This is a genomic window from Algicola sagamiensis DSM 14643 (genome assembly GCF_000374485.1).
Lineage (GTDB): Bacteria > Pseudomonadota > Gammaproteobacteria > Enterobacterales > Alteromonadaceae > Algicola > Algicola sagamiensis.
This window is the reverse complement of the sequence record NZ_KB894502.1, coordinates 92,602-115,466: the sequence shown is the minus strand read 5'-3', so window position 1 is coordinate 115,466 and position 22,865 is coordinate 92,602. Positions and strand designations below refer to the sequence as shown.

The window sequence follows — 22,865 nt, the reverse complement described above, 5'->3', positions numbered from 1 at the left end:
GTGACTACTGACTTTTCAAAATAAAATTAAGGATAAATCAATGAAAGGTATCGTGTTTAATATGTTAAATGAAATGGTTGAAGGCGTTTTTGGGTTTGAGTTTTGGGATGAAGTGATCACCGAAAATGATCTGGAGTCAGAAGGGATATACACTTCAGCGGGTACCTATAGTGATGAAGAAATTCTTCAGCTTGTCTCAACCATTTCTGAGAAAAAATCAATCCCCATCCCTGACCTGCTTTATCAATTCGGTTTATTTAGCTTCGACTACTTTAAAAATAATTATGAACACTTTTTTAAACAGGACTCCAGCAAAAAATTTTTAGAATCCGTCGATCCGATTATTCATGTTGAAGTGAAAAAGTTATATCCATCCGCTTTCGTCCCAGAGTTTCAATATCAATACCCTGACAGTAAAACAATGGTAATGACCTACACCTCACCCAGAAAGTTATTTGATTACGCTCATGGTTTAATTGATGCGACGATTAAGCACTTTCCTCAAGAAGCGAATGTTGAGCGAAAAGATGAAGAAAACTGTTGCCACTTCCATATTCGCTATCACTAATTGACTCTATGACCAGCCAAGAAACCATTCACCGTTTATTAGAACGGGAAAGAAAAGCAAGAAAGCACGCTGAGTCGTTGCTTGAAACAAAATCGACCGAGCTGTACGAAGCAAAAATTGCAATAGAAAAACGAAATGAAGAACTCGAAGCAACACTGAAAAAGCTCAAGGACACACAAAGCAGCCTCGTACAGGCTGAGAAAATGGCTTCCATTGGTCGCCTTGCTGCGGCAGTCGCCCATCAGATCAATACGCCGGTTGGCTATATGCAGAGTAATCTAGAATCATTGCAATCCTTCGTTGGTATACAAAATACCTTTTTCGAACTCACAAAATGTCTGTTAACTGATGCTGGTATCCAGGATTTCCAAAGCCAAAGATTTCGTCAACTATTCGTGGATGAAGACGCAGAATTTTTGATTGAAGATGCCCACGAGATGTTGCAAACGTGTCTACAAGGTAGTCAACGTATAGCTAAAATTACCAGCTCTTTGCTCAATCTCACCTCTGTTACAGAGCAAACCAAAGCAACCTTCAATCTTTATGAATATCTTTCACAGTTAATCGATAAATTCAGCCAATCTTATCACCCAGCATATACATTCAAGCTCATCACTAATAAACAGCCAATCATTCAGTGCCAAGAAGATGTTTTTTCTAATGCGCTCCTTGAGCTACTCAATAATGCTATTTACGCATGCAAAAACAGTGAGAAAAAAGAGATCCACTGTGTGATTGATACATCAGAAACGAGCGTTACCATCAGTGTCATCGATTCCGGTTGCGGGATCCACGATAGTGTCAGATCTCAATTATTCGAGCCTTTTGTAACCACAGCAACAACAGAAGATCAACTTGGCCTCGGGTTATGCTTGGTTGAAGCCTGTGCTCAATCACATCAGGGCAATATCTCCGTCGAAGAATCTGAAGGAAAAACGCGTTTTAGCATGACAATTCCCAAGTAATTTTTTTATAGAACAGTTTCGCTCCCACAAAAATCCTACTTGTTATAAAGATCAGAAACGCCTCAAGCTTGCAAATTGTTTTATAGAAAATCCCGTCTACTATTTACCTATATCGGGTAGGGTATATCTTGCCAATTGCATGAAATTCATTGTCTTTATTTGTCATTTAATCTACTTCTCTGGACGATATAAAGCTGCGGTAATGATTGTTGTATGCAACATGATTTACACCCTCAAAAACGCAAAAAATATGACGAGGATAGGCACATGGTATTCAAACCGAATGTTTTGAAGGAGTTATTTGGGGGAAGCGTAAGTTCCCAGAACTTACAACATATGCAGGAACTAGAAGCAAAAGTTTCTGCACTCAATGATTTGCAGACAGTGGTTGAGTTTAATCTCGATGGTACGGTGATCACAGCCAATGATAACTTCTTGAAGCTGATGGGATATCGTCTGGATGAAATTAAGAATAAGCATCATCGAATGTTTATCGATGCTGAATTTAAAAAAAGCGCTGAGTATCACGAGTTCTGGAAAAACCTCGCCCGCGGTGAAAGTACCTGCAAAAAGTCTCGATATGTCACAAAAGGTGGTAGAGAGTTATTTGTTCAAACATCCTATAAACCTATTCTAGATCATGTGGATGGTCGCCCAAACAAAGTCATTATGCATGGGTTGAATATTACAGAACAGGAAAACGAAAGCCGTGCCTATCACGGATTACTCAATGCCATCAATCACAGCCAGGCCGTGATCGAATTCAATATGGATGGCACAATTATTACCGCCAATGATAACTTCCTCAATGCCGTTGGTTATACGCTGGATGAAATCAAAGGTAAACATCACAAGATGTTTGTCAATCCAGAAGAAAGAGACAGCAATGATTACGCAGAATTCTGGAATAAGTTGAATCAAGGTGAATTCCAAAGTGCTGAATATCAAAGAGTGGCAAAAGGTGATCGCCCTATCTGGCTTCAAGCATCATATAACCCAATCTTGGATGATCACAAAGTTCCTCAAAAAGTTATTAAATTTGCCACATTAATCACGGAGCAAAAACAACAATCTGCCAATTTTATTTCCCAAATTGATGCGATTAGTAAATCCCAGGCTGTCATCGAATTTTATTTAGATGGCACGATTATCTCTGCAAACGAGAATTTCCTGAATGCGATGGGTTATACACTTGATGAAGTGAAAGGACAGCACCATCGCATGTTTGTCGATCCCCAATATGCAAACAGCCCAGAATACAAAAAATTCTGGGAAGACCTCAAGCAAGGAAAATTTGATAGTGGTGAATACCAGCGATTTGGGAAAGGAGGCAAAGAAATCTGGATCCAAGCCTCTTACAATCCTGTATTTGATATTCATGGTCGTCCATTTAAAGTCGTCAAATATGCATCCGATGTGACTGATCAAAAAATGCAACGTGCTAATTTTCAAGGACAACTTGATGCCATCAGTAAAGCCCAAGCCGTCATCGAGTTTAATATGGATGGCACGATCATTACAGCGAATGATAACTTCTTAAACGCTATGGGTTATTCACTTGTTGAAATTCAAGGTCATCACCACCGGATGTTTGTCGAAGAAAGTTACGGTAAAAGTCCGGAATATCAGGCGTTCTGGGATAAATTGAACCGTGGCGAATACATGACGAATGAGTTTCAACGCTACGGTAAAGGGAATAAAGAAATCTGGATACAGGCATCTTATAATCCGATTTTTGATATGAATGGAAAACCATTCAAAGTCGTCAAATATGCAACCGATATAACAGCTCAAAAGCTCGAAAATGCGAACACGTCAGGTCAAATCAATGCGATTAGTAAAGCACAAGCAGTCATCGAGTTTAATATGGATGGCACCATCATTACAGCAAACGAAAACTTCTTAAATGCGATGGGTTATACCTTGGAGGAAATTCAAGGGCAGCATCACCGGATGTTTGTCGATAGCAAGTATGGGAAGAGCCAAGAGTACAAGGCATTTTGGGATAAACTTGGCCGTGGTGAATATGAGGCAAACGAGTACCAACGTTTTGGTAAAGGCGGTAAAGAAATTTGGATCCAAGCTTCCTACAACCCTATTTTTGATCTCAATGGAAAGCCCTATAAAGTTGTCAAATACGCATCAGACATCACTGCTCAAAAGATGAGAAATGCGGATGTAGCTGGCCAGCTAGAAGCCATTGGGAAAGCTCAAGCTGTCATTGAATTTAATATGGACGGCACCATCCATGATGCCAATGAGAATTTCCTTAACGCGATGGGCTACTCGCTCGATGAAATCAAAGGACAACATCACCGGATGTTTGTCTCGTCTCGGGTTGCCAATAGCCCTGAATATAAGGCCTTTTGGGAAAGACTCAATCGCGGTGAATATGAGTCAAACGAGTACCAACGCTTTGGTAAGAATGGCAAAGAGATCTGGATCCAAGCATCCTACAACCCGATTCTAGACATAAATGGTAAACCCTATAAAGTCGTGAAATACGCAACGGACATCACCGCGCAAAAACTCCAATTCGCTGACTTTTCAGGTCAGATATCTGCCATTGATAAAGCACAAGCCGTCATTGAGTTTAATATGGACGGTACCATCGTCGATGCGAACGAGAACTTCTTAAGCACTGTCGGTTACACACTCGACGAAATCAAAGGTAAGCATCATCGGATGTTTGTGGATCCAAAATTTGCTGAAAGCGCTGAATATAAAGCTTTCTGGGAAAAGCTTGGACGTGGTGAATACGAAGCAGATGAGTACCGTAGATTTGGCAAAGGCAATCAGGAAATCTGGATACAAGCCTCTTACAATCCAATTCTTGATGTGAATGGTAGACCATTTAAAATCGTGAAGTATGCGACAGATGTCACCGCTCAGAAACTCCAATTTGCGGACTTCTCTGGCCAACTGGAAGCCATCGGCAAGGCGCAAGCGGTCATTGAGTTCAATATGGATGGTACCATTCTCACGGCCAATGAAAACTTCTTAAAAACCGTTGGTTACTCTCTCAAGGAAATTCAAGGTAAACACCACCGGATATTTGTCGAAGATGAGTTCGCAAATAGTGCTGAATACAAGGCATTCTGGGAGAAATTAAACCGGGGCGAATACGAATCAAACGAATATAAACGTGTTGGTAAAGGTGGCAATGAAATATGGATCCAAGCTTCATATAACCCGATTATGGATGTCAATGGAAAACCATTCAAAGTGGTCAAATATGCAACGGATATCACACAACAAAAACAGGAAGCAGCAGAAAGCCAGAAAGTTTCTCTAAGAGCAAATGCGCTGGCTGTCTGTCAGGCCAACGTGATGCTTGCCAACAACAATATGGAAATTGTTTATATCAATGAAGAAAACATGAAAATGCTCAAAAACCGTGAGCGTGAGCTGCAAAAAGTGTTGCCAAACTTTGATTCACAAAAACTCATTGGTACCAATGTAGATATCTTCCACAAAAACCCAAGCCACCAACGTCGTATGATTGGCAACCTCAACGATGTATTTAAAACGGAAATCAAGGTTGAAGAACTGACCTTCGGGCTGATCGCCACACCTTGGCTGGATATGAATGGTGAAAGAGTTGGGACCATCATCGAATGGAATGATCGTACCTCTGAAGTCATGATTGAGAAGCAGATTGATCACTTGGTCGAAAGTGCGAGTCGCGGTGACTTTACCCAAGCAATCGACTTATCGGATAAAGATGGATTCTTTAAAGTCCTCAGCCAGCGCTTAAACTCGCTGATGGAAACGACCAACGAAGGAATCAACGATGTCTTGAGAGTCCTTGGAGCCATGGCTCGCGGAGATTTAACCGAAAACATTACCCGGGATTATGAAGGTGCATTCGGGCAGTTAAAAACTGATGTGAATGATACCGTCAACAAACTGACTGATGTCATCGGTAAAATTCGAGAAGCATCCATCGGTATTCAAAGTAATGCAAATGAAATCGCATCTGGCTCCACCGACTTGAGCGCAAGAACAGAACAACAAGCTTCTTCACTAGAAGAAACAGCATCCAGCATGGAAGAAATGACCAGTACCGTCAAACAAAGTTCTGACAACGCACAGCATGCAAACAGCCTGTCCAAAGAAGCACAGGAAAAAGCAGCTGATGGCGGTACGGTTGTTGAACGAGCCATCAATGCAATGACTGAAATCAACGAAGCAAGTAAGAAAATCTCCGATATTATTGGCGTCATCGATGAAATTGCTTTCCAGACCAACCTTCTCGCACTCAATGCTGCGGTTGAGGCAGCAAGAGCTGGGGAGCAAGGACGTGGATTTGCCGTTGTCGCAGGTGAAGTTCGAAACCTCGCACAACGTTCTGCTTCAGCCGCAAAAGAGATTAAAGACTTGATCCGCGACTCTGTGAATAAAGTCGAAGACGGTTCTCGTTTGGTGAATGAGTCTGGCGAAACGCTCAATGAAATTGTTGATTCTGTGAAGAAAGTAAGTGAAATCATTGCTGAAGTCAGTCAAGCCGCTGAAGAACAAACGATGGGGATTGAGCAGGTTAACCAGGCCATTGCGCAAATGGATAATATGACCCAGCAAAACTCCGCTTTGGTTGAAGAAACAAGCGCAGCGACAGAAAATATGGCGCAAGAATCTCAAGGTATGGTGCAGTTGATGAGCTTCTTTAGTATTGGTCAGGGCCACACAAGCGCAGTGCCAACAGCACCACGAGCACCAGTCGCTTCCGCTCCAGAGCCAGCCATCTCAAAACCTGCAAAAGTAGCGACTAAGAAAGTTGCTCCACCAAAAGCAGAGCCAGCAAACAGTGGGGGCCTTGCCATGCCAGACTTTAATGATAATGATGAAGAGTGGGAAGATTTTTAACCAAAACTATCATTCATTCTTAATATAAACAAAAGGCCTGAAGAACACCCAGTTCACAGGCCTTTTTCTTATCCAGCAACTATTTTTAAAATCCGCTTGATCCTACCTGATGTCGCGATACTATTGTTCTACAAAAAAAGTGTTCTACAGAGAAAAACTAAGATGAGGCATTGCTGTGTCTAACGAAACAATTTTCACCAAAATTATTAATCGCGAAATCCCTGCGGATATCGTCTACGAAGATGAACTATCGCTCGCATTCAAGGATATTAACCCACAAGCACCCACACATTTATTGATCATTCCAAAGCAGCCAATTGCAACGATCAATGATATTACCGAAACGGATAGAGAGGTTGTTGGCCACCTCCATTTTGTTGCCGGGAAAATCGCAAAAGAACTGGGTGTAGACGCACAAGGCTACCGTGTTGTCATGAACTGCAATGAGTATGGCGGTCAAACAGTATTTCATATTCATTTACATTTTCTCGCTGGCAAACCAATGGGCTGGCCACCATATACAGAAAAATTAAAAGCCTAACCAAAGTAAGTCAGTGTGACATGGACAATCCGTGTCTAAACTGCAAAGCTTTCCGGCTAAGAAGCCGTTGAAAAAATTGTGAATGGGTGAGATGTGAGCCGCAGGGTACCCTGCGGCAAACTAAATTAGAACGTCCACCCATTTGGATACACCTTGTGGGTGAGTGACTCCCAAAAGTCTAAGAAGCCACCTTGTAGCCATGGGGTTGGCATAACGAAGTTTTGAAATACTCTTGAATTAGGTTTTATCCTTCTTGAACGATTCCATACATCATAACCTGGAATGTTTGGTCCCCCCATACACGGACCGACAGCAATTCCAACTGTCTCACCATCAAGCTCCATCACATCCGAGATTTGATCTGAAGGTATTCCTCCTTGAGATTCGGGCCTATCAAAACGTCCGAGTTGAATTAAAACCCAAGGAAGGATCTTTAGCGGGAATTCATCCTGAGAAGTAATATATCTTTTTTTGGTTTCCAAATAACTCCAAACGACCAAATGTGAGTTTTTATATTTAAAAAAGAAATCTTTATCATCTGGATCATGAAAGCTTGGGTACGTCCCCAGCAAATTAAATTCTTGTGGAATTTTTGTATGGTGAGTAATTTTTGGTATTTCAACTACATCTTCATTAATCATTGCCTATCCTTCTCCCACCGGTTTTATCACATTGAATATTTCAATTGCACCAGCTTCTTTTAGCTGGGACAACTTTAAGGGTGTATGATCCACATTGAAGGTCTCTACCACACCAAGGTCTTGATCGACATTGGGGTTATTATTTTTGGTTATTCCTGTACCAAGAAAGTCTTCATTCGCGCCCATATTTCCATAAATTGCCATTCTATTCCTGAACAATCCTTCTTCATCTTCAGAAAGATCATGCTCAATTACAAATGCAGCTAAACCTTTTTTATTCCACAATGCATCTTGATCATCTGAATTTCTGTAAAGTTCGCCGAACTCATCCTGATACTCGGGCGTCATTATTTCTTCTACAACACCTTCATCAAATTTATGTGCTAACTTGTTATCCGCAAATTCCACCATATTATCAAAGGTTGGAACGAAGCTGACTGTCCCTGATATTTCTTTTGATTTTTCTGTATCTACGATGAGAAGGCAATATTCTTGCTCAGGTTTGTAATCCAATCCAAGTTTCTTACAAATGATCTCTGGACAGGTATCTGCATCTTCAAGTTGGTCAAATGTTGTTGACCAGTAACGAACTCCTTGTTCTGTTTCTCCATTCAAATAAACAGGCCCGCCCATAAGGCCGCTCAACGGTTCATCAGGACTATCCCATTTGTTGACTAGGAACTCAGCTTCCATAAACCGAACATGATATCGCTCACTGGCGACATCACAGAAGGTGACTTGATGTTCTAGCTCTTCATCGGAGTATTTTGGGCTGTACCCTTCTGCTTTGATTTTCTCTCTTGACTGTGCAAGTTTTTGTTTCGCGTCTGTAAGGCCTGTCGGCTCAACCTTTTTTAGTTCCATTGCAGCGGTATTTACCGACGTGACGATCCCTTTTTCACCAATGATCACCGTCGTATTACCAACAAAGATCTTGCCGCCATGCTCTGTCGAGTCGCCCATTCTGGCAGCAGGCTTTCCATTGATAAAGACACCCGAGGAACCACTATTGATTGTATCTGGCGGGCCAACACAAACGACCTTATCGCCTTTACGCGCAGCAGGGAGACCTCCGATGGATACATCTGGCGAACCTTGTACGATTGGCCCACCGACATGGGGGACGGGTCCGGGTTCAACTTTGGGGCAAACGTGCATATGTGTGAGTGTTGCGGCGGGTTTTCCCATCTTATTCTGACCTCTTCCTTTTGATTTGAGGCCGTATTATTCCATTAAATCAATAAGCTGTGAAGATAAGTAAAAATCTTTTAACGAAATAGTAGTCGCTCTATCTCACAAAGTATCTTTCGATTTGTGCCATGGACAGAAAAAACCCCAGCAATCTGCTGAGGTTTTACCATGTCTTCTTAGTCTTCCATTAACATCTTCTCGAAATACTGATAAACAAGCGCTTCTTTATATGCATAATCCTGCGTATTCTGTCCAAGTGCGTGACCGCCATTTTCTGACTCGAAGAACCAGACTTCATGTCCTTTTGATTGGAGCAATGCCGTCATTTTTCTTGCATGCGCTGGTCCTACAACCACATCACTGGTTGAGCACATCATCAAGACTTTCGGATACGTCGCATCTTCACGAACATTGTGATATGGTGAGTAGGTTCGCATATAGTTCCAAATCTTTGCTGGGTTCCCAAACTCCCCATAATAACCGGCACCTTTCGCAATATACGGTGAACGCTTCATATCTAGCACAGGAACTAAGCTCGCCGCTGCACCATAAAGTTCTGGATGACGCATCAAGGTTGCTCCAACGAGAAGCCCGCCATTGCTTACACCTAAGATCCCAAGCTTACTCGCAGAAGTGATTTTTCTTTTGACTAGATCACGTGCAACAGACTCAAAATCTTCAAAAGACTTATGACGGTTCTTGACCCGTGCAGCATGATGCCATCGTGGCCCATACTCCCCACCACCCCGGATATTTGCAAGCACATAGACACCACCTTTTTCGAGCCAAGCTTTGCCTAGGTGCTTATGGTATTCAGGTAGTTTCGATTCCCCAAAACCGCCGTAACCATAGAGAACAGTCGGGTTTTGGCCATTCAGTGATGCATCCTTTTTCATCACCACAAAATAAGGAATCCGTGTGCCATCATTGGATGGTGTGAAGTGTTGCTCAATTTTATAAGCGGATGCATCGAATGCCGCAGGGAGCTGCTTCAGTAAATCATAACCACCATCCACTGTGTATCGATAGTATTTTCTTGGTGTCAGAAAATCTTCTTCGTAAAAGTAAAAATGATCGGCGTCCGTATTCGCAGTAATCGATGTACTATGTTTTTTATTGATGGTGTAGTGCTTATTTGCAGGTAGCCCTAGGCTTTTTGTTTCCCAGGTTGAAGTGCCAGCGTTCCATTTCAAATACTTCAGTTGCCCTTTCACATGTTCTAAGTAGTTAATCAATATGCCCTGATTGAAGTAACTCAACTGATAAATCGCTTGTGCATTTGTTGGTTTCCAGACGGAGTATACAGACTTGATTTGAGATGCATTATCCGGATTGAGTTGAACACTGACAATTTCTCCAGACTGATATGACTGTCCTAAAACTTCCCAGTTATCCTTCAACGACACAATAAACTGTCCAGACAAATGGCCTTCTATAAATGCACTTGTTGGTAGTGGTAGTTTTGTTTTTTCAAGTTTTACATTGAGCAAGTAATAATCACTTTGCTGGATGGTCGATAAATCCCTGATGAGCATGACTGGTTTCGCTGCTGTATTGATCCGAACAGGATGGCTCATTGCAGAACGTGCCCGACGATAAATATCCGTGGCAGAAGAAAGTGACTGTCCTCTTTCCCACTTTTGTACCGACAACGGGCACTTCGCGAAAGAGATATCTTCTTGACGAACCGTTGGAGAAACAAGTAATGTATTTTCATCAACCCAAGAAGCACGACTCATGGTTGCTTCCGGAATTTGAAAACCATTATCGACAACAAACTCACCTGTGTTTAAATCAAATTCACGAATAGCCGCTTTGTATCCACTGCCTTCTTGGCGAATGCTGAATAAGCATTTCGAAGTACCTTCTAGGCATTCCATTCGTATCAATTTTTGCTTTTTGCCCTCTTTGCGAGATAGCGCATCCATATCTAACACGGTTTCCCACTGAGGGGTTGTTGTCCGGTAACTTGCAATTGTTGTTTTTCTTAGCAAGCCTTGAATATGTTCACTTGAGTCAGTCCATAGGTTGTAAATATATCCTCCATGCTCTCTAGCAATGGTGAGATCTGACTTCATCACCTTTGCAAGATCATCTTTTAATGTTGTGAAATTTTCGCGTCCTTCGAAAAAGGTTTTGGTCAGTGTCGTTTGCTGGATTGCCCATCGGCGTGCATTCTCATCATTTGGAGATTCTAAGCAGCGAAATGGATCTTCTTCTGGCGGAGCCTCACAGATTGGAGTGCTTGCTTGCACATAGCTGATACTACAAAGCATGCCGAGTAGAATTGACCTTGATAGTCGTGTGGCAGTTGTCATGTTATTCATCATTTTTACTTTCTTCGTATTTTTATTATTGAGGTTTTTATCCATCAAAGTTATGAAAAAGAAAAAATTTTCATTCTTTAATGTGAAAAAACCGAATGATACTAAACACAGAAAAATGAACAGAAACTGAATCTAAATCAAAGAATGTTTAAAATACGAATTTGGTTGTATCAAAGGTTGAGACATTTGAATGAGAAATCTTCTCTTCAAATAAACAGTTGAAGACTACACCTGAAACAAGGCAACAGCGTTAGTGTCAAAAGTGAAAAAAGGTCAAGCATGAAAAGGTTAAGAATAATAAAGGCCAATTAATGGCCCCAAATTAAATGGAATGTCGTTGCTTAGCCAGGTGATTTCCCTGCGCCCATAGATTGGAGAACCATGCAGGTCGATGGAGCCAGTTTGCTTCAAATGATGTAAATGACTCAAATCCACCTGTTTTACGAACACACTCATCGATGGTATGAAAATCCTGATATTTGATAGCTTTCTTGTGGGGAAAAGCCCCCCAAAATCGCTCGAACGTTTGGAACCACTTTTCTTCAGTCTCACAGAATGGCTCTTCTATATGGCGAAACTGGTGCATTGTGGGATCGATCATCACTTTTTTCTGACCCAACTCAGCAATCACAACTATATGATTATCACCCCCATTGGTGATTTTGGTGAGTTCAACAGCAGGTGGCATGAGCATAAATCCACGATATTGATACGGTACTCCCAATTCTTTGAGGCATTCACCAACTACCTGAGCTGCATTACTACAATTGTCCTTTGGTTCTTCGATAAAGCGCTTTATTTTTGGATGTTGAAATATCAATTCTTTCAGAACAGAAATATCCTTTTTTGAGACAGTACCAACCTGTGAGACTTGTAGCGGATCCCCATGAGCTGATAAGAACTGACCTTGTGGAACACCCAGCTGTGGAGAGGTTTTCGATATACTTTTGACTGACCCATTTCCTGAGGAATTTAAGGGGGCCTGAACTTTTCGTGGTGAAACGGCTGTAACTGTTGGCATCATTTTTTTCTTATTGATTTTATTGAGTTAAATGTATTGCGTGTATGGAATGGACATGTCTATTTTAGAGACTGGCTTTGTTGATAAAGCAAATAGATCTGATTTGAGTTGTTTTAAGTGAGCAACAAGGTTTTCCAGAGCGATTGCATCGATGGCTTCAAGAGGAATGGATGCACCCAAGATCAAATTTTCACCACTTTGTCCGATCCAAGCCAAATTCATCCTTTCCCGATCTGCATTCATTTTCAACCAGTATTCCTGATCATCGGATTGAATATTCGTCAAAAGTGTTGTGAAAACAGTTAGTAGAGAGGCGTTCTCTGATATTTCGATTTGCCAATGATTCGATTCATGATCAGTAACTTGGATCGCATCAGCGTCAGCTGGTATTTCAACACCCCATCGTTGGGCTAACTCTTGAAAGATCACTTGAATCATCATTTGCACCTCAAAAAACAAATCAGTTCTCATTTGAGACCCCAAAAAAGAGACACAAACTCTATCATAGATTTGTTTGATTTGGATCAGTAAATTGAGAAATTAGTTAATGCTTCGTCACTTCCATGTGCCTTTAACGTAACTAATGAAATGAGTTTTCAGGTTGTTCACAAAATTGAATACGCTCTTCTGAATTTAAAATCGTTTGCAGACGCGTATCTAGCTCCTTCAATGGTCCATCTAAATCGATAGCCCCAGTCCATTGACGAAATCGAGTCTCAAACATAAAAAATGGCACTTCTACATGAGGGAAAGCATGCCAAACAACGGCTTCGCCTTTGGGGGGGGCTTTTTCATCATAATGTGCAAGAGACTCTTCCGTTTGCATCGCACCACAACCAACCCAAAGCAAAAAATCCTCACAAGAACACATGACACACCAGCCCCAATCCTCTGGAACAACATCCGCATCTGGATAATAGGCTTTCAACTTCTCACACAACCATTCAGCCAATACTTGTCCATAGCATCCAGGGTTGGTCTCCTGATCCTCACCCACCTTTATGTCAAACATCATAGACTGAAAGAAATAACCCGCTTCCATCACAACCTCCAATAATCAATTACACTCCTTCGCAACTCACTTCAAATTACTGAATCACTAGTGTGTTAGCTTTCCCTTACGGTGCGTAAAATGCATGACCTGTTGCGCGATTTCTCCCAAATCCCCCACAATATCAACAGCACCTGAGTTAATGGCTTCTTTTGGCATACCAAAAACTGTCGAGCTCTCTTCACTTTGCGCAATGTTGAAAGCACCTTCTTCTTTCATCTGTAACATCCCTTTTGCACCATCATTACCCATTCCCGTCAGGATCACGCCCATAGCATCTCGCCCCACTTCCTGCGCAACTGAGCGAAAAAGTACATCAACAGACGGCTTGTGCCGATTGACGAGCGGTCCATCATGTAGCTTTGTTTTAAAACTGTGACCTTGTCGCACAACCTGTAAATGTGTATGGCCTGGCGCAATATAGACCTGGCCCGGATAGATAGTTTCGTCACCTTTTGCTTCAATCACATGATGACTCAATACATGATTCAATCGATCTGCAAATGGGCTGGTAAAACGCTCCGGCATATGTTGAACAATAACAATCCCATAGCAATAGGCAGCAAGCTGTCTCAACAATACTTCTATCGCTTGTGTTCCTCCGGTTGAAGCGCCAATCACAATTAATTTTTCGGAAGGCATATTGGTAGGGAAAGGCGTAAAGTCTTTGGAACACCCCTTGTTATCTGTTGTCTCCGATTGTGAAGCTGTCTCTGATCGCTTCACTTCTTTTGACCCGGCTTTCTCCCCTGAAATAGACAGCTCTTTTTTCATGAGTTGGACTTTACTCGAAGCGGCTAACTTCACAGCATTGATCATTTGGCGGGATTGAGATTCGAAATACTCTCGAAGATCAAACTTCGGCTTACACATTACATCAACAGCACCCGCGGCCAGTGCTTCAAGTGAGGTCTCCGAGCCTCTTTCCGTTTCAGTAGAACAGACGATTGTCGGAATGGGCTTCTCTTTCATCAATTCTTTCAAGAACGTGATCCCATCCATTCTTGGCATATTGACATCAAGGATAATGACATCGACTTGAATTGCATCAAGTTTTCGCTTTGCGATGATTGGATCCTGTGCTTTTGCGACGACCTCAATCATCTCATCTTGAGTGAGCAAATCACCAAGCACTTGTCTGACAACCGCTGAGTCATCAACAATCATTACTTTAACTTTCTCAGCTTGCCCCATACATTCAATCGCTTCGCTTACGATAAATCCCTTTTCCAAGATGCTCCACGTCATCACCGCGTGCTTCAAGTATCTCGGAATGCCCCAAAAGCAATAACCCACCAGGTGCAAGGTGCTGCTTTACATTTTGTATCAGCATTTTTCGAATATCATCCGCAAAATAAATCAAAACATTTCTCAAGAGAATAATGTTGAATTGTCCAAGGTGAGAATTTGGGTTCATCAAATTGGCGACGGTAAAGGAGACATTGTCTCGTATTGAAGAGCTTATTTTGAAATGATCCCCTGTCGTTAATGTTCGACAATATTTATCAAAATAAAAAGAGGGCATTTGGCGGTTAGAAGCCAAGTTATATTCGCCTTTCTTTGCAGAAGAAATCACCCCCTCAGAAATATCACTCCCGACGACTTCCCATCCTGTATAGCCGATAATTTCTGACATGATCATCGCAATGGTATAGGTTTCTTCTCCTGTAGAACTCGCTGCACTCCATACACGAACTGGTTTTTGCCAACTCATGATTTCATCTCGCATTTCGAGCATTGTATCGAATTGATGTTTTTCACGGAAAAAGGAGGTTTCATGGGTGGTTAAACAGTCAACAAATTGGCTGACTTCAGTCCCATGTTTTTTGTCTTCTAAAAGAACCACATACTCAGTAAAGGTCGATAATCCAAAATGTCTTAACCGTTTACCAAGTCGAGAAACAATGAGTGCCTGTTTATCATCAGCTAAGTTGATCCCTGTTCTCTCAAAAAAAATCCGTCTTACTTCATGAAACTCAAAGTCACTGAGAACATAGGTTGGGCTCAAAGATATGTCTTGTGCTTGCTGCATCTATGGCAATACCTCTTTTCACTACTAATGAACGGATCCTGTTCATGAAAATACAAACGCCGAGTCATTCCGATTCGCCACTGTATTTAAGCTGGAGTTGTCATAAAGTCTAGTCGATGAATAGCTTGTTGTCCCAAAAGCAAAGGTAGTTTCAGCAAATAGAATGAGGTTCAGTGAAGCGGTGTTGGCCCGTTTGGACCAACATGGGTATGGGCCTATTCATCTTTAATCAATGTGGATTTTCGAAAGATCACTAACCCTAGCTTGCGAGTTGTTGCTTTATCAACGCCATAACTTGCTTGATTTCTTCATCATTTAGTTGTCCATCTTTGACGAATAGCACTTGGCCTTGACTATCCAATAGAACAATCGCAGAGCTTTTTGGCTCCAATTGCCAAGTCTTTGCAACAACACCATCTTCATCTAACACAATTGAAGACCAAGGAAACTCTTTTTTGCTGTCTTGTGCAGAAGAAGTCACAAAGCTGCCAGTCCCCCAAATTGCATCGTCTTTATTAATAATTGTTGTCGTTTGATAAGTCTCTTCTGGAAGTTTTGCAGCTTTAATTGCATCGATCATAGGCGCATTGAGTTCTTTCGCAGCAGAACGACCAGCGATATGTTGGATCAATCTGACTTTTCCTTGAAGAGATGCTGAGTCCCAAGCCTGAGTTTTAAAATCATCTTGTTCAATCACAATATCCCCACCATCTTGAATTGCGATTGTGGGTAATGATTTCCCCATTTGAATATTATGTGCCATAGCCAGTGTCGGTAAGCAGCTTAAGATAAATATGAGTGTACTGCGAAGCATAAATTTTAACCAGTTATTTCAATAAGAAAGACCCATATATACTGCATTTTTCGTAAATTGTTAAGCTTTCTCTATCGTATTCTGCTCGATCAACAAACTTCTCCCAGATTTTTTGTAACACTTTCCATCATCCTATGCTGCAATGGGCTTATATCACCATCCAAGGCTGCGACATGATTGAGCATTCGAATCATTGAATTGACTTGTGACTTCGTTAAGCTATTTTTAACGGGCGCAAGTATCTCCGCAGTTTCTTTATGGGGGTTCAACTCATCTCGGAGGAGGTAAACAGATGATGAAAAAAGTTCAACAGCTTTCGTTCCCGTCAAGTTAAACTCACCTTCAAAAATACGAATGATTTCTGCTTTTTGTTCACGCGAGATATCACGATCTAATTTTGCAGTGGCCACAACAAGCAATGCAGCGACTTCGAGTGAACTTTCTAAGCAGTGGATTGGTTTTGTCCCAACCTTTTTTGACCAGGCTCTTCGCCGAAACCACAAAAAAGGGTTCAAAGAATTGAGATCAAAGCCCGACTTTTGTAGGCGATTGAGCACGCAAACAAAACTCACAATTGCAGTAATTAACCCGATAAGAATATGCATAGATACCTCTGACACATCTCCACACAAACGCTAAAACAACACTTCCTGGCTGTGACATTGAAGGACAAAAATTGAGCGGGCAATACTACCATAGAAGGTGAATGAAGACACCTGAATAAGGTGAAATGATGGTGCTTTTGTTCGTGTAATGCTTTCGGTTGCCCTATTTTTTTGTTAGAAACAATCCTTATGGGGGACATAATTAGGGTCTGTTGAACTTTCGAAAATACATGCTGTTTCCGCTGAAAGATCAACAGACCCGAGTAAAAGTGAAGCCTAACTAGCTGGCTTCATGTTTACTCGTAATAGATAAATTAGTGGTTCTTATTGAAATTTTCCCAGTACTCTTTGACTGTTTCTTTCATTTCTTTGTGCAAGAGCAATATACCCAATAAGTTGGGCAGTGTCATAATGACAATCGCGACACTCGCGAGGTTCCATATCAGCGTTGTATCCGCAAATGAAGCCCAGAAGAAACCTGCAACGAAAAGAATACGGTATGGTAGAACACCACTTTCACCAACAAGGTAAATCATGGCTCGGTCACCATAATAAGACCAAGCAATCGTTGTTGAGAATGCAAAAAGTAGCAAACCAATCGCAACGATATATTGCCCCCATTCACCAAAGAACCCTTTCGTAAACGCTTTTGTTGTTAATTGTGCAGAATGGATCAATGACTTACCATGCACGTGAACTTCTTGTGCATTATCACCTTCACCCACAGTACGCTTCAGCTTACCGTTCACTACATTCAGCACACCACTGAATGGTACCTTCTTGGCACTATCATTTGGATCTACAACAACAAACTCGACATCTTCAGCAATAGAGCGCGCATTTAGTACGGTATATTCACCTTGTAATTGACCATTTTCAATACGTAGTACACCATTGGCTCCCTGTGCGCCAGACTCTCCGCCATTCAAGTATGCAACGATGGCTTGACGGTTGTCTTCGCTAGTATCGGTATATACACCAGAAATAATGTGCATATCCGCACCTTCGAAGTAGTTATCATACTTCTCTTTCCAAGCACCTGAAGAGAGGATCACAAGACCTGTTAGCGTACAAATGATAATCGTATCGATGAAAGGTTCAAGGATAGAAACCATCCCTTCTGAGACCGGCTCGTTTCCTTTTGCTGAGGCATGAGCAATTGGAGCAGAACCCTGTCCTGCTTCATTCGAGTAAAGGCCACGTGCAACCCCTTTCGTAAAAGCATAGGAGAAAGCAGCGCCTAAGAAACCACCAGAAGCAGCAGAACCTGTAAAGGCATCTTGGAAGATCGCGATGAAAGAAGGGAGAACATTTTCAATGTTGTAGAAAATAACCGCCAATGCACCCGCGATATAAAGTACGGACATAAATGGAACGACTTTTGATGTGATTGCAGCAATCCGCTTGATACCACCGATGATGACCAATGCAAGGATCACAGCAAGAATGCCACCAGTGACCATTGGATTCACACCAAAAGTCGCTTCCATTCCTTGTGCAATATTATTGATTTGAGGCAGATTACCCGTACCGAAAGAACAAACAACCGTTGCGATTGCAAATAAAATCGCAAGCCAGCGCATATTCAAACGACGGTCCATGAAGTACATCGGGCCACCAGCCATTGTGCCGTCTTCTGCTTTTACACGGTATTTATGCGAAAGCGTAACTTCTACAAACTTCGTTGTCATCCCGAAGAATGCCGTCATCCACATCCAAAATAGTGCAGCAGGGCCACCAATTGATAATGCAAGTGCAACACCACCGATATTACCCGTACCAACCGTTCCAGATAGCGCAGTAGATAAAGCTTGGAAGTGCGTTGTATCCCCTTCTGCATCCTTACTTGTATATTTACCTGTTACAACACGCCACGCATGACGGAAATAACGGATCTGAGGAAATTTTAAATAGAGAGTAAAAAAGATCCCCACGCCGAGTAGCACATAAGGAAACCAAAAGGCACTCCCTAAAAAGCTATCAATTAATAGTAGTATTTCGTTTAGTTTATCCACGAATCTTCCCTCTTATTATTATGTCTGAGTAATGATTGCTTATGCTCAATTTTTTACATTTTTTGTTTAATAACATGATTGACTGCAGCGAGAACATCACGCCCAAATTGCATGCTTCTTAAGTCGCTCCAACCATATTCAGCATCTGGTAAGTCCGCATTATCTTTAAATGGCATTTCGATTGTATACGCCAGACACCGAAACTGCTCCCCAACCCAGTTTGATGCAACCGTTAAATTTGCTTTGCCCGGCTCGTCTTTTGGATAACCATATTCATCCTGAAACTCCGGTGTAATTGTTAATAATGCTTGCTTAAATGCATTTTCCAATGAAGCAAGGCGATCATCATAAGATGGATTGCCCTCACAACCCGCGACAAAGTTATATGGCAATGCTTCATCGCCATGGATATCCAAATAAAGATCAACACCCGTTTCCAGCATCTTTTCTCGTACATGATAGACTTCGGGGCTCTTCTCCAAGCTTGGGGTCTGCCACTCACGATTGAGGTTCACACCGACTGCATTGGTTCTTAAGTGTCCACGAACACTTCCATCTGGATTCATGTTTGGCACAATGTAAAAAACCGTATCCTCAAGGACACGACGCGCAACACCATCTTCTTCGTCAAGCAAGCGCTCTAAAAAGCCTTCAACAAACCATTCAGCCATGGTTTCTCCAGGATGTTGCCTTGCTGTGATCCAGACTTTTCTCTTAGATTCACCTTCTTCACCCACTACGAGTAAAGCAATATCACGACCGTCGAGTGTGTCTCCTAAATCGTGGAGTTCGCAATGGTCTGAAAGTTGGGCTTGATGAATGAGAGATTGATGACGTTCGTAACTGTAGGGAGTGAAATAAGCGTAGTAAGTTGCGTTGAGTTCCGGGGTATGTGAAATAATCAGCTCGCCATTTTCGTACACTGTATCCACTCGAAACCAGTTTTCCCGGTCATAAGAGGCGACAGCCTGATAATCTTGCCACCCATCAGCATAAGCCGATTTCGAGGCATTGAGTATTCTAAATCGATGAGCTTTACCTGCTTCACTCTGAACGCGAAAGTGGAACCACTGAAAAAATTCTGATTGATGATCTAAGCGGATATTCAGCTGAACATCCCCAATACTGCTTTGGTCGATAACGTCGATATTACCGCTATCAAACTGACTCGTTATTTTCATCTTTATTTCGTATTCTGATAAGCGCAAAGCACCTAGCCTACCATAGATTCTTTCACGAAATCACTAGTCAATCCGTATTGATTCATACAGTTTACTTGATGGTTACAAGGCCATCGCACAAGAAACAAACTAGATTTTTTGTAATTATATGTTTTTCAATCGAAAAGTGATTTCACACACCATCCCATTTACTTTGTAAGTCTTGACAAAAACTTTCTTAGTTGATGATCATTTTGTCTTCCCACGAGCCGTATGGGTAGGTTGAGGAGTGATTCAGCGTATGAAAAATCCCTGCCTCTATACTAGAAAACTCAAACAGATAGAGCCTCCCTGTCACAAACTCTCCCACTCGACATGGATGCAGTCGATTGAACTTACCACAAAGATCATAACGGAAACGAACGTGAGTCGAATGATCGTTCAATTTAGCAGACTCAATAGAGCCATAACCAAATTGCAGAACTGCGATATAAAGCATATGTCCACCATGGTTTTTGGTTGTTTTCTGCTGCGCGGCATGAACATACTCCCAACCTTTATTGCTCGATCCCACTGCGTATACTTCATACATTGAAACGCCTTGTGCCACCGAAGTTGGGTATTCATTCGATCGTTCACCAATGACCTGTTCATCCATCAAAGTTTTGGTGTGATCAAATTTGATTGGGTACTTGAGCAAAAAGCCAGAGCGGTTTTCTGATTCATGGTAACCATCATGAACAATCCCAGCTTGAATTTCTGCAACAAGCGCATGAGCATGAAAGGAATAAAAAGAAATAACAACAGCGGCTAGAAAAGGCAGACACAGAATAATCATTACGGTTCGTCCTTGATGTGTATGTCGATGACTACGGGTCAGATTAAAAATTAAACGGGCGATTTTCAACCCGTTTATATGAATTTTTTATGACAATGCTCGCTAGTCTAATTTGCTATATCGCTGTCTCTACGACCTGAATACCTCAACCATGTTGACGATTTTTCTTCTGACTCGATGGTAAAAGCAGCAATTCGTTTTGGTGGATGAGCCAGACAGACATCAATATTCATCAATTCATCGCGACGGAAGACCGTAAGTTTGACTGTCTCGCCTACAGCATAGCGATCAAGCTTGCTTTGAATTGTATCCAGGCTCACTTTCAAGTCATCCAGCGCAATTAAGTTATCTCCAGCAGATAAACCGAGGTTAGCTCTGTCACCATGATTGAGAACATGGGTAATCGTGACGCCCATAGGCGCTGATTTCAGGCCTACCCCCAACCATGGATGCGTTATCGTGTCACTCGACTCACTTGGTTTTAACGCATTCGGTGCTGACTCCTCTACCCAATCAAAGCGAATCCCCATTGTTGAACATAAATCTGCGATTGGCACTTCACCATTGTTGTATAAGGTTTCTTCTAGAAACGCTGTGCAATCCCAACCTGTTACATCCAAAATTGTCTTCTGGAAATCATGATTTTCAGTCCCAGATTCATCACGCCCAAAGCGCTCCCAAAGCGCTCTCATCACATCATCTAAAGACTTTTTTCCTTGTGTATGGTGAAGAATTTTTAGATCTAACCCAAAAGCGATAATTGAACCTTTCGTATAATAAGAAACGATCGCATTGAGTGCATTTTCATCCTGTTTATAGAATTTTGTCCATGCATTAAAACTAGATTCAGCAACACTCTGGCGGTGCTGACCATGACCACGATAGACCCTGGAAATCGTTTTACCTAATGCCTTGAGGTACCTTTCGGCTGGGATCAACCCAGTGCGATACAGTGAAAAATCATCATAGTAAGATGTGATGCCTTCATAGGCCCACAGTTGTTCTGTATAAACTTCTTCTGATAATTGAAATGGGATGAATACTTTTGGACGCAGACGCTTCACGTTCCAAGTATGAAAATATTCATGACTGCATAGGCTGAGGAATGTTTGGTATCCTTCGCTCATTTCCTCAGGCTGATTTGGGTTTGGTAAATCATCTCGGCTACATAATAGTGCCGTAGAGTTTCGATGCTCCAAGCCACCAAAACCATCGCCAACCACTGTCGTCAGAAACCAGTATTCATCACAAGGCAGCTCACCGAATAAATCGATGTGATGCTCGCATAGCTTAGTGAGATCACGAGCACAGCGTGTGAGATCACCCCGATGCTTCCCTGTAATGACCAAATGATGCGGTACCCCTTTGACATCAAACGTTTTTAAATCAAACGTCCCCATCTCAACAGGACAGTCAATCAGCGTATCGTAGTCTTTTGCATAGTAGCGACCAAACCCGCAAAACTCAGTACCCGCATGTCGCTTCAAGCCCGTTGCAACTTGCCAGTTTTTAAAACGCTCAGGTCTCTGTATCAAAACTTCACAAGGAACCGACTTCATTTCCTCAACGCAAAGAAACACGCTACTACCATTAAAAAAACCATGTATCTGGTCAAGGTGTGCAGAGCGAACAGAAAGATCCCAAGCGTATACTTGATATCGGATTTGAATATCGCCCATCACATTTTCGATAGTCCATGTTTGTTTATCTACTTGTCGAATGGGAACATCTGAGCCATCTGATAATGACACTCCCCTCACCTCAATCAGATTTTTTGCAAAATCCCGGATCATGTAACTTCCTGGTAACCAGGCAGGCAAAGTGAGCGTTAAATGTGTATGTGATGTTTTTGGTATCTTCATCTCGACCGAAAACAAATGGCGTTCTGGCTCGCTAGGGCAAATTGAATATTGAATGTCTGAAGGCATGGGATTTTTGTTAAATTCATTGATTGAGAGAAAAAGTATATCGGCTATTACCAAGAAAAAGAATCACTTCAAGACGAATTATCGCGCAGAATACCCTGCATTTTTGTTTGCCTGAGCTAGACTATGCAATTGCAAATACTCGAAACGCATAAAATACATTCAATTTTAAAGAAAATTAACTTTTTAAATGAAAAAGGGGCTGTTACTCTTTGAAAGGATATGAAATGATGCATCTCACCTCGAGTGAGAAAAATGATAAAAAGGAGTGACTTTATTTTCTTCATTCATCATACAGTCAGTTA

The 22,865-nt window shown here is 41.8% G+C and carries 17 protein-coding genes and 1 pseudogene; 4 read left to right on the top strand and 14 right to left on the bottom strand.

The features are described from left to right. Window positions 1–40 precede the first annotated feature (40 nt). From C505_RS0116090 to C505_RS0116075, 4 genes are all read left to right on the top strand, one after another. Entirely contained in the window at window positions 41–568 is a 528-nt protein-coding gene (locus tag C505_RS0116090) for a heme NO-binding domain-containing protein (RefSeq protein ID WP_018693662.1), read from the top strand. Beyond that, window positions 541–1,533, top strand: a complete 993-nt coding sequence (locus C505_RS0116085) for a sensor histidine kinase (RefSeq protein ID WP_018693661.1) — start codon at window positions 541–543, stop codon at window positions 1,531–1,533. The genes C505_RS0116090 and C505_RS0116085 overlap by 28 nt, the downstream gene beginning before the upstream one ends. Window positions 1,534–1,800: 267 nt before the next feature. Further along, window positions 1,801–6,399 (top strand): methyl-accepting chemotaxis protein, encoded by a 4,599-nt coding sequence (locus C505_RS24790; RefSeq protein ID WP_281167134.1) that lies wholly within the window; start codon window positions 1,801–1,803, stop codon window positions 6,397–6,399. 175 nt (window positions 6,400–6,574) lie between these two features. After that, a complete protein-coding gene (locus C505_RS0116075; RefSeq protein ID WP_018693659.1) occupies window positions 6,575–6,940 on the top strand; it encodes a histidine triad nucleotide-binding protein in 366 nt (121 codons plus the stop codon). A 125-nt stretch (window positions 6,941–7,065) separates the two neighbouring features. Here the strand turns inward: C505_RS0116075 and C505_RS0116070 are convergent, their stop codons facing one another. From C505_RS0116070 to C505_RS22680, 14 genes and pseudogenes are all read right to left on the bottom strand, one after another. Next, window positions 7,066–7,581 carry a hypothetical protein gene (locus tag C505_RS0116070; RefSeq protein WP_018693658.1) on the bottom strand — a complete coding sequence of 172 codons (516 nt, stop codon included), beginning with the start codon at window positions 7,579–7,581 and terminating at the stop codon, window positions 7,066–7,068. 900 nt (window positions 7,582–8,481) lie between these two features. Next, a pseudogene (locus C505_RS24905) lies at window positions 8,482–8,769 on the bottom strand (PAAR domain-containing protein); the annotation flags it as partial. A gap of 179 nt (window positions 8,770–8,948) precedes the next feature. Beyond that, the gene (locus tag C505_RS22695; RefSeq protein WP_169337056.1) at window positions 8,949–11,090 is read right to left on the bottom strand and encodes a prolyl oligopeptidase family serine peptidase; all 2,142 of its coding nucleotides are present in this window, start codon (window positions 11,088–11,090) and stop codon (window positions 8,949–8,951) included. Between the two features lie 331 nt (window positions 11,091–11,421). Beyond that, window positions 11,422–12,120 (bottom strand): hypothetical protein, encoded by a 699-nt coding sequence (locus C505_RS0116050; RefSeq protein WP_018693655.1) that lies wholly within the window; start codon window positions 12,118–12,120, stop codon window positions 11,422–11,424. A gap of 27 nt (window positions 12,121–12,147) precedes the next feature. Beyond that, window positions 12,148–12,558 carry a type III secretion system chaperone family protein gene (locus tag C505_RS0116045; protein WP_211215088.1) on the bottom strand — a complete coding sequence of 137 codons (411 nt, stop codon included), beginning with the start codon at window positions 12,556–12,558 and terminating at the stop codon, window positions 12,148–12,150. Between the two features lie 142 nt (window positions 12,559–12,700). Beyond that, complete coding sequence (locus C505_RS23835; protein ID WP_018693653.1) at window positions 12,701–13,162, bottom strand: hypothetical protein; 462 nt, start codon at window positions 13,160–13,162, stop codon at window positions 12,701–12,703. Between the two features lie 57 nt (window positions 13,163–13,219). Continuing rightward, window positions 13,220–14,419 carry a protein-glutamate methylesterase/protein-glutamine glutaminase gene (locus C505_RS0116035; RefSeq protein ID WP_245556373.1) on the bottom strand — a complete coding sequence of 400 codons (1,200 nt, stop codon included), beginning with the start codon at window positions 14,417–14,419 and terminating at the stop codon, window positions 13,220–13,222. Beyond that, on the bottom strand, window positions 14,370–15,203 hold the full coding sequence (locus C505_RS0116030; protein WP_018693651.1) for a CheR family methyltransferase: 834 nt from the start codon (window positions 15,201–15,203) through the stop codon (window positions 14,370–14,372). Before C505_RS0116030 ends, C505_RS0116035 begins: the two co-directional genes overlap by 50 nt. 259 nt (window positions 15,204–15,462) lie before the next feature. Further along, window positions 15,463–16,017 carry a YtfJ family protein gene (locus C505_RS0116025; protein ID WP_018693650.1) on the bottom strand — a complete coding sequence of 185 codons (555 nt, stop codon included), beginning with the start codon at window positions 16,015–16,017 and terminating at the stop codon, window positions 15,463–15,465. Between the two features lie 89 nt (window positions 16,018–16,106). Then, a complete protein-coding gene (locus tag C505_RS0116020; protein WP_018693649.1) occupies window positions 16,107–16,622 on the bottom strand; it encodes a tellurite resistance TerB family protein in 516 nt (171 codons plus the stop codon). A gap of 314 nt (window positions 16,623–16,936) precedes the next feature. Next, entirely contained in the window at window positions 16,937–18,637 is a 1,701-nt protein-coding gene (locus tag C505_RS0116015) for an alanine/glycine:cation symporter family protein (protein WP_018693648.1), read from the bottom strand. 53 nt (window positions 18,638–18,690) lie between these two features. After that, the gene (locus tag C505_RS0116010) at window positions 18,691–19,818 is read right to left on the bottom strand and encodes a M14 family metallopeptidase (protein WP_018693647.1); all 1,128 of its coding nucleotides are present in this window, start codon (window positions 19,816–19,818) and stop codon (window positions 18,691–18,693) included. 217 nt (window positions 19,819–20,035) lie between these two features. After that, window positions 20,036–20,635 carry a DUF4879 domain-containing protein gene (locus tag C505_RS23830; RefSeq protein ID WP_018693646.1) on the bottom strand — a complete coding sequence of 200 codons (600 nt, stop codon included), beginning with the start codon at window positions 20,633–20,635 and terminating at the stop codon, window positions 20,036–20,038. 107 nt (window positions 20,636–20,742) lie between these two features. After that, window positions 20,743–22,563 carry a M61 family metallopeptidase gene (locus tag C505_RS22680; RefSeq protein WP_018693645.1) on the bottom strand — a complete coding sequence of 607 codons (1,821 nt, stop codon included), beginning with the start codon at window positions 22,561–22,563 and terminating at the stop codon, window positions 20,743–20,745. Between the last annotated feature and the right edge of the window lie 302 nt (window positions 22,564–22,865).

Coding starts and splice junctions, on each gene's coding strand:
- C505_RS0116045 (WP_211215088.1), bottom strand. CDS start 12,558: ATGATTCAAGTGATCTTTCAAGAGTTAGCCCAACGATGGGGTGTTGAA.
- C505_RS22695 (WP_169337056.1), bottom strand. CDS start 11,090: ATGACAACTGCCACACGACTATCAAGGTCAATTCTACTCGGCATGCTT.
- C505_RS24790 (WP_281167134.1), top strand. CDS start 1,801: ATGGTATTCAAACCGAATGTTTTGAAGGAGTTATTTGGGGGAAGCGTA.
- C505_RS0116010 (WP_018693647.1), bottom strand. CDS start 19,818: ATGAAAATAACGAGTCAGTTTGATAGCGGTAATATCGACGTTATCGAC.
- C505_RS0116030 (WP_018693651.1), bottom strand. CDS start 15,203: ATGCAGCAAGCACAAGACATATCTTTGAGCCCAACCTATGTTCTCAGT.
- C505_RS0116020 (WP_018693649.1), bottom strand. CDS start 16,622: ATGCATATTCTTATCGGGTTAATTACTGCAATTGTGAGTTTTGTTTGC.
- C505_RS0116070 (WP_018693658.1), bottom strand. CDS start 7,581: ATGATTAATGAAGATGTAGTTGAAATACCAAAAATTACTCACCATACA.
- C505_RS23835 (WP_018693653.1), bottom strand. CDS start 13,162: ATGGAAGCGGGTTATTTCTTTCAGTCTATGATGTTTGACATAAAGGTG.
- C505_RS23830 (WP_018693646.1), bottom strand. CDS start 20,635: ATGATTATTCTGTGTCTGCCTTTTCTAGCCGCTGTTGTTATTTCTTTT.
- C505_RS0116090 (WP_018693662.1), top strand. CDS start 41: ATGAAAGGTATCGTGTTTAATATGTTAAATGAAATGGTTGAAGGCGTT.
- C505_RS0116035 (WP_245556373.1), bottom strand. CDS start 14,419: ATGACGTGGAGCATCTTGGAAAAGGGATTTATCGTAAGCGAAGCGATT.
- C505_RS22680 (WP_018693645.1), bottom strand. CDS start 22,563: ATGCCTTCAGACATTCAATATTCAATTTGCCCTAGCGAGCCAGAACGC.
- C505_RS0116025 (WP_018693650.1), bottom strand. CDS start 16,017: ATGCTTCGCAGTACACTCATATTTATCTTAAGCTGCTTACCGACACTG.
- C505_RS0116050 (WP_018693655.1), bottom strand. CDS start 12,120: ATGCCAACAGTTACAGCCGTTTCACCACGAAAAGTTCAGGCCCCCTTA.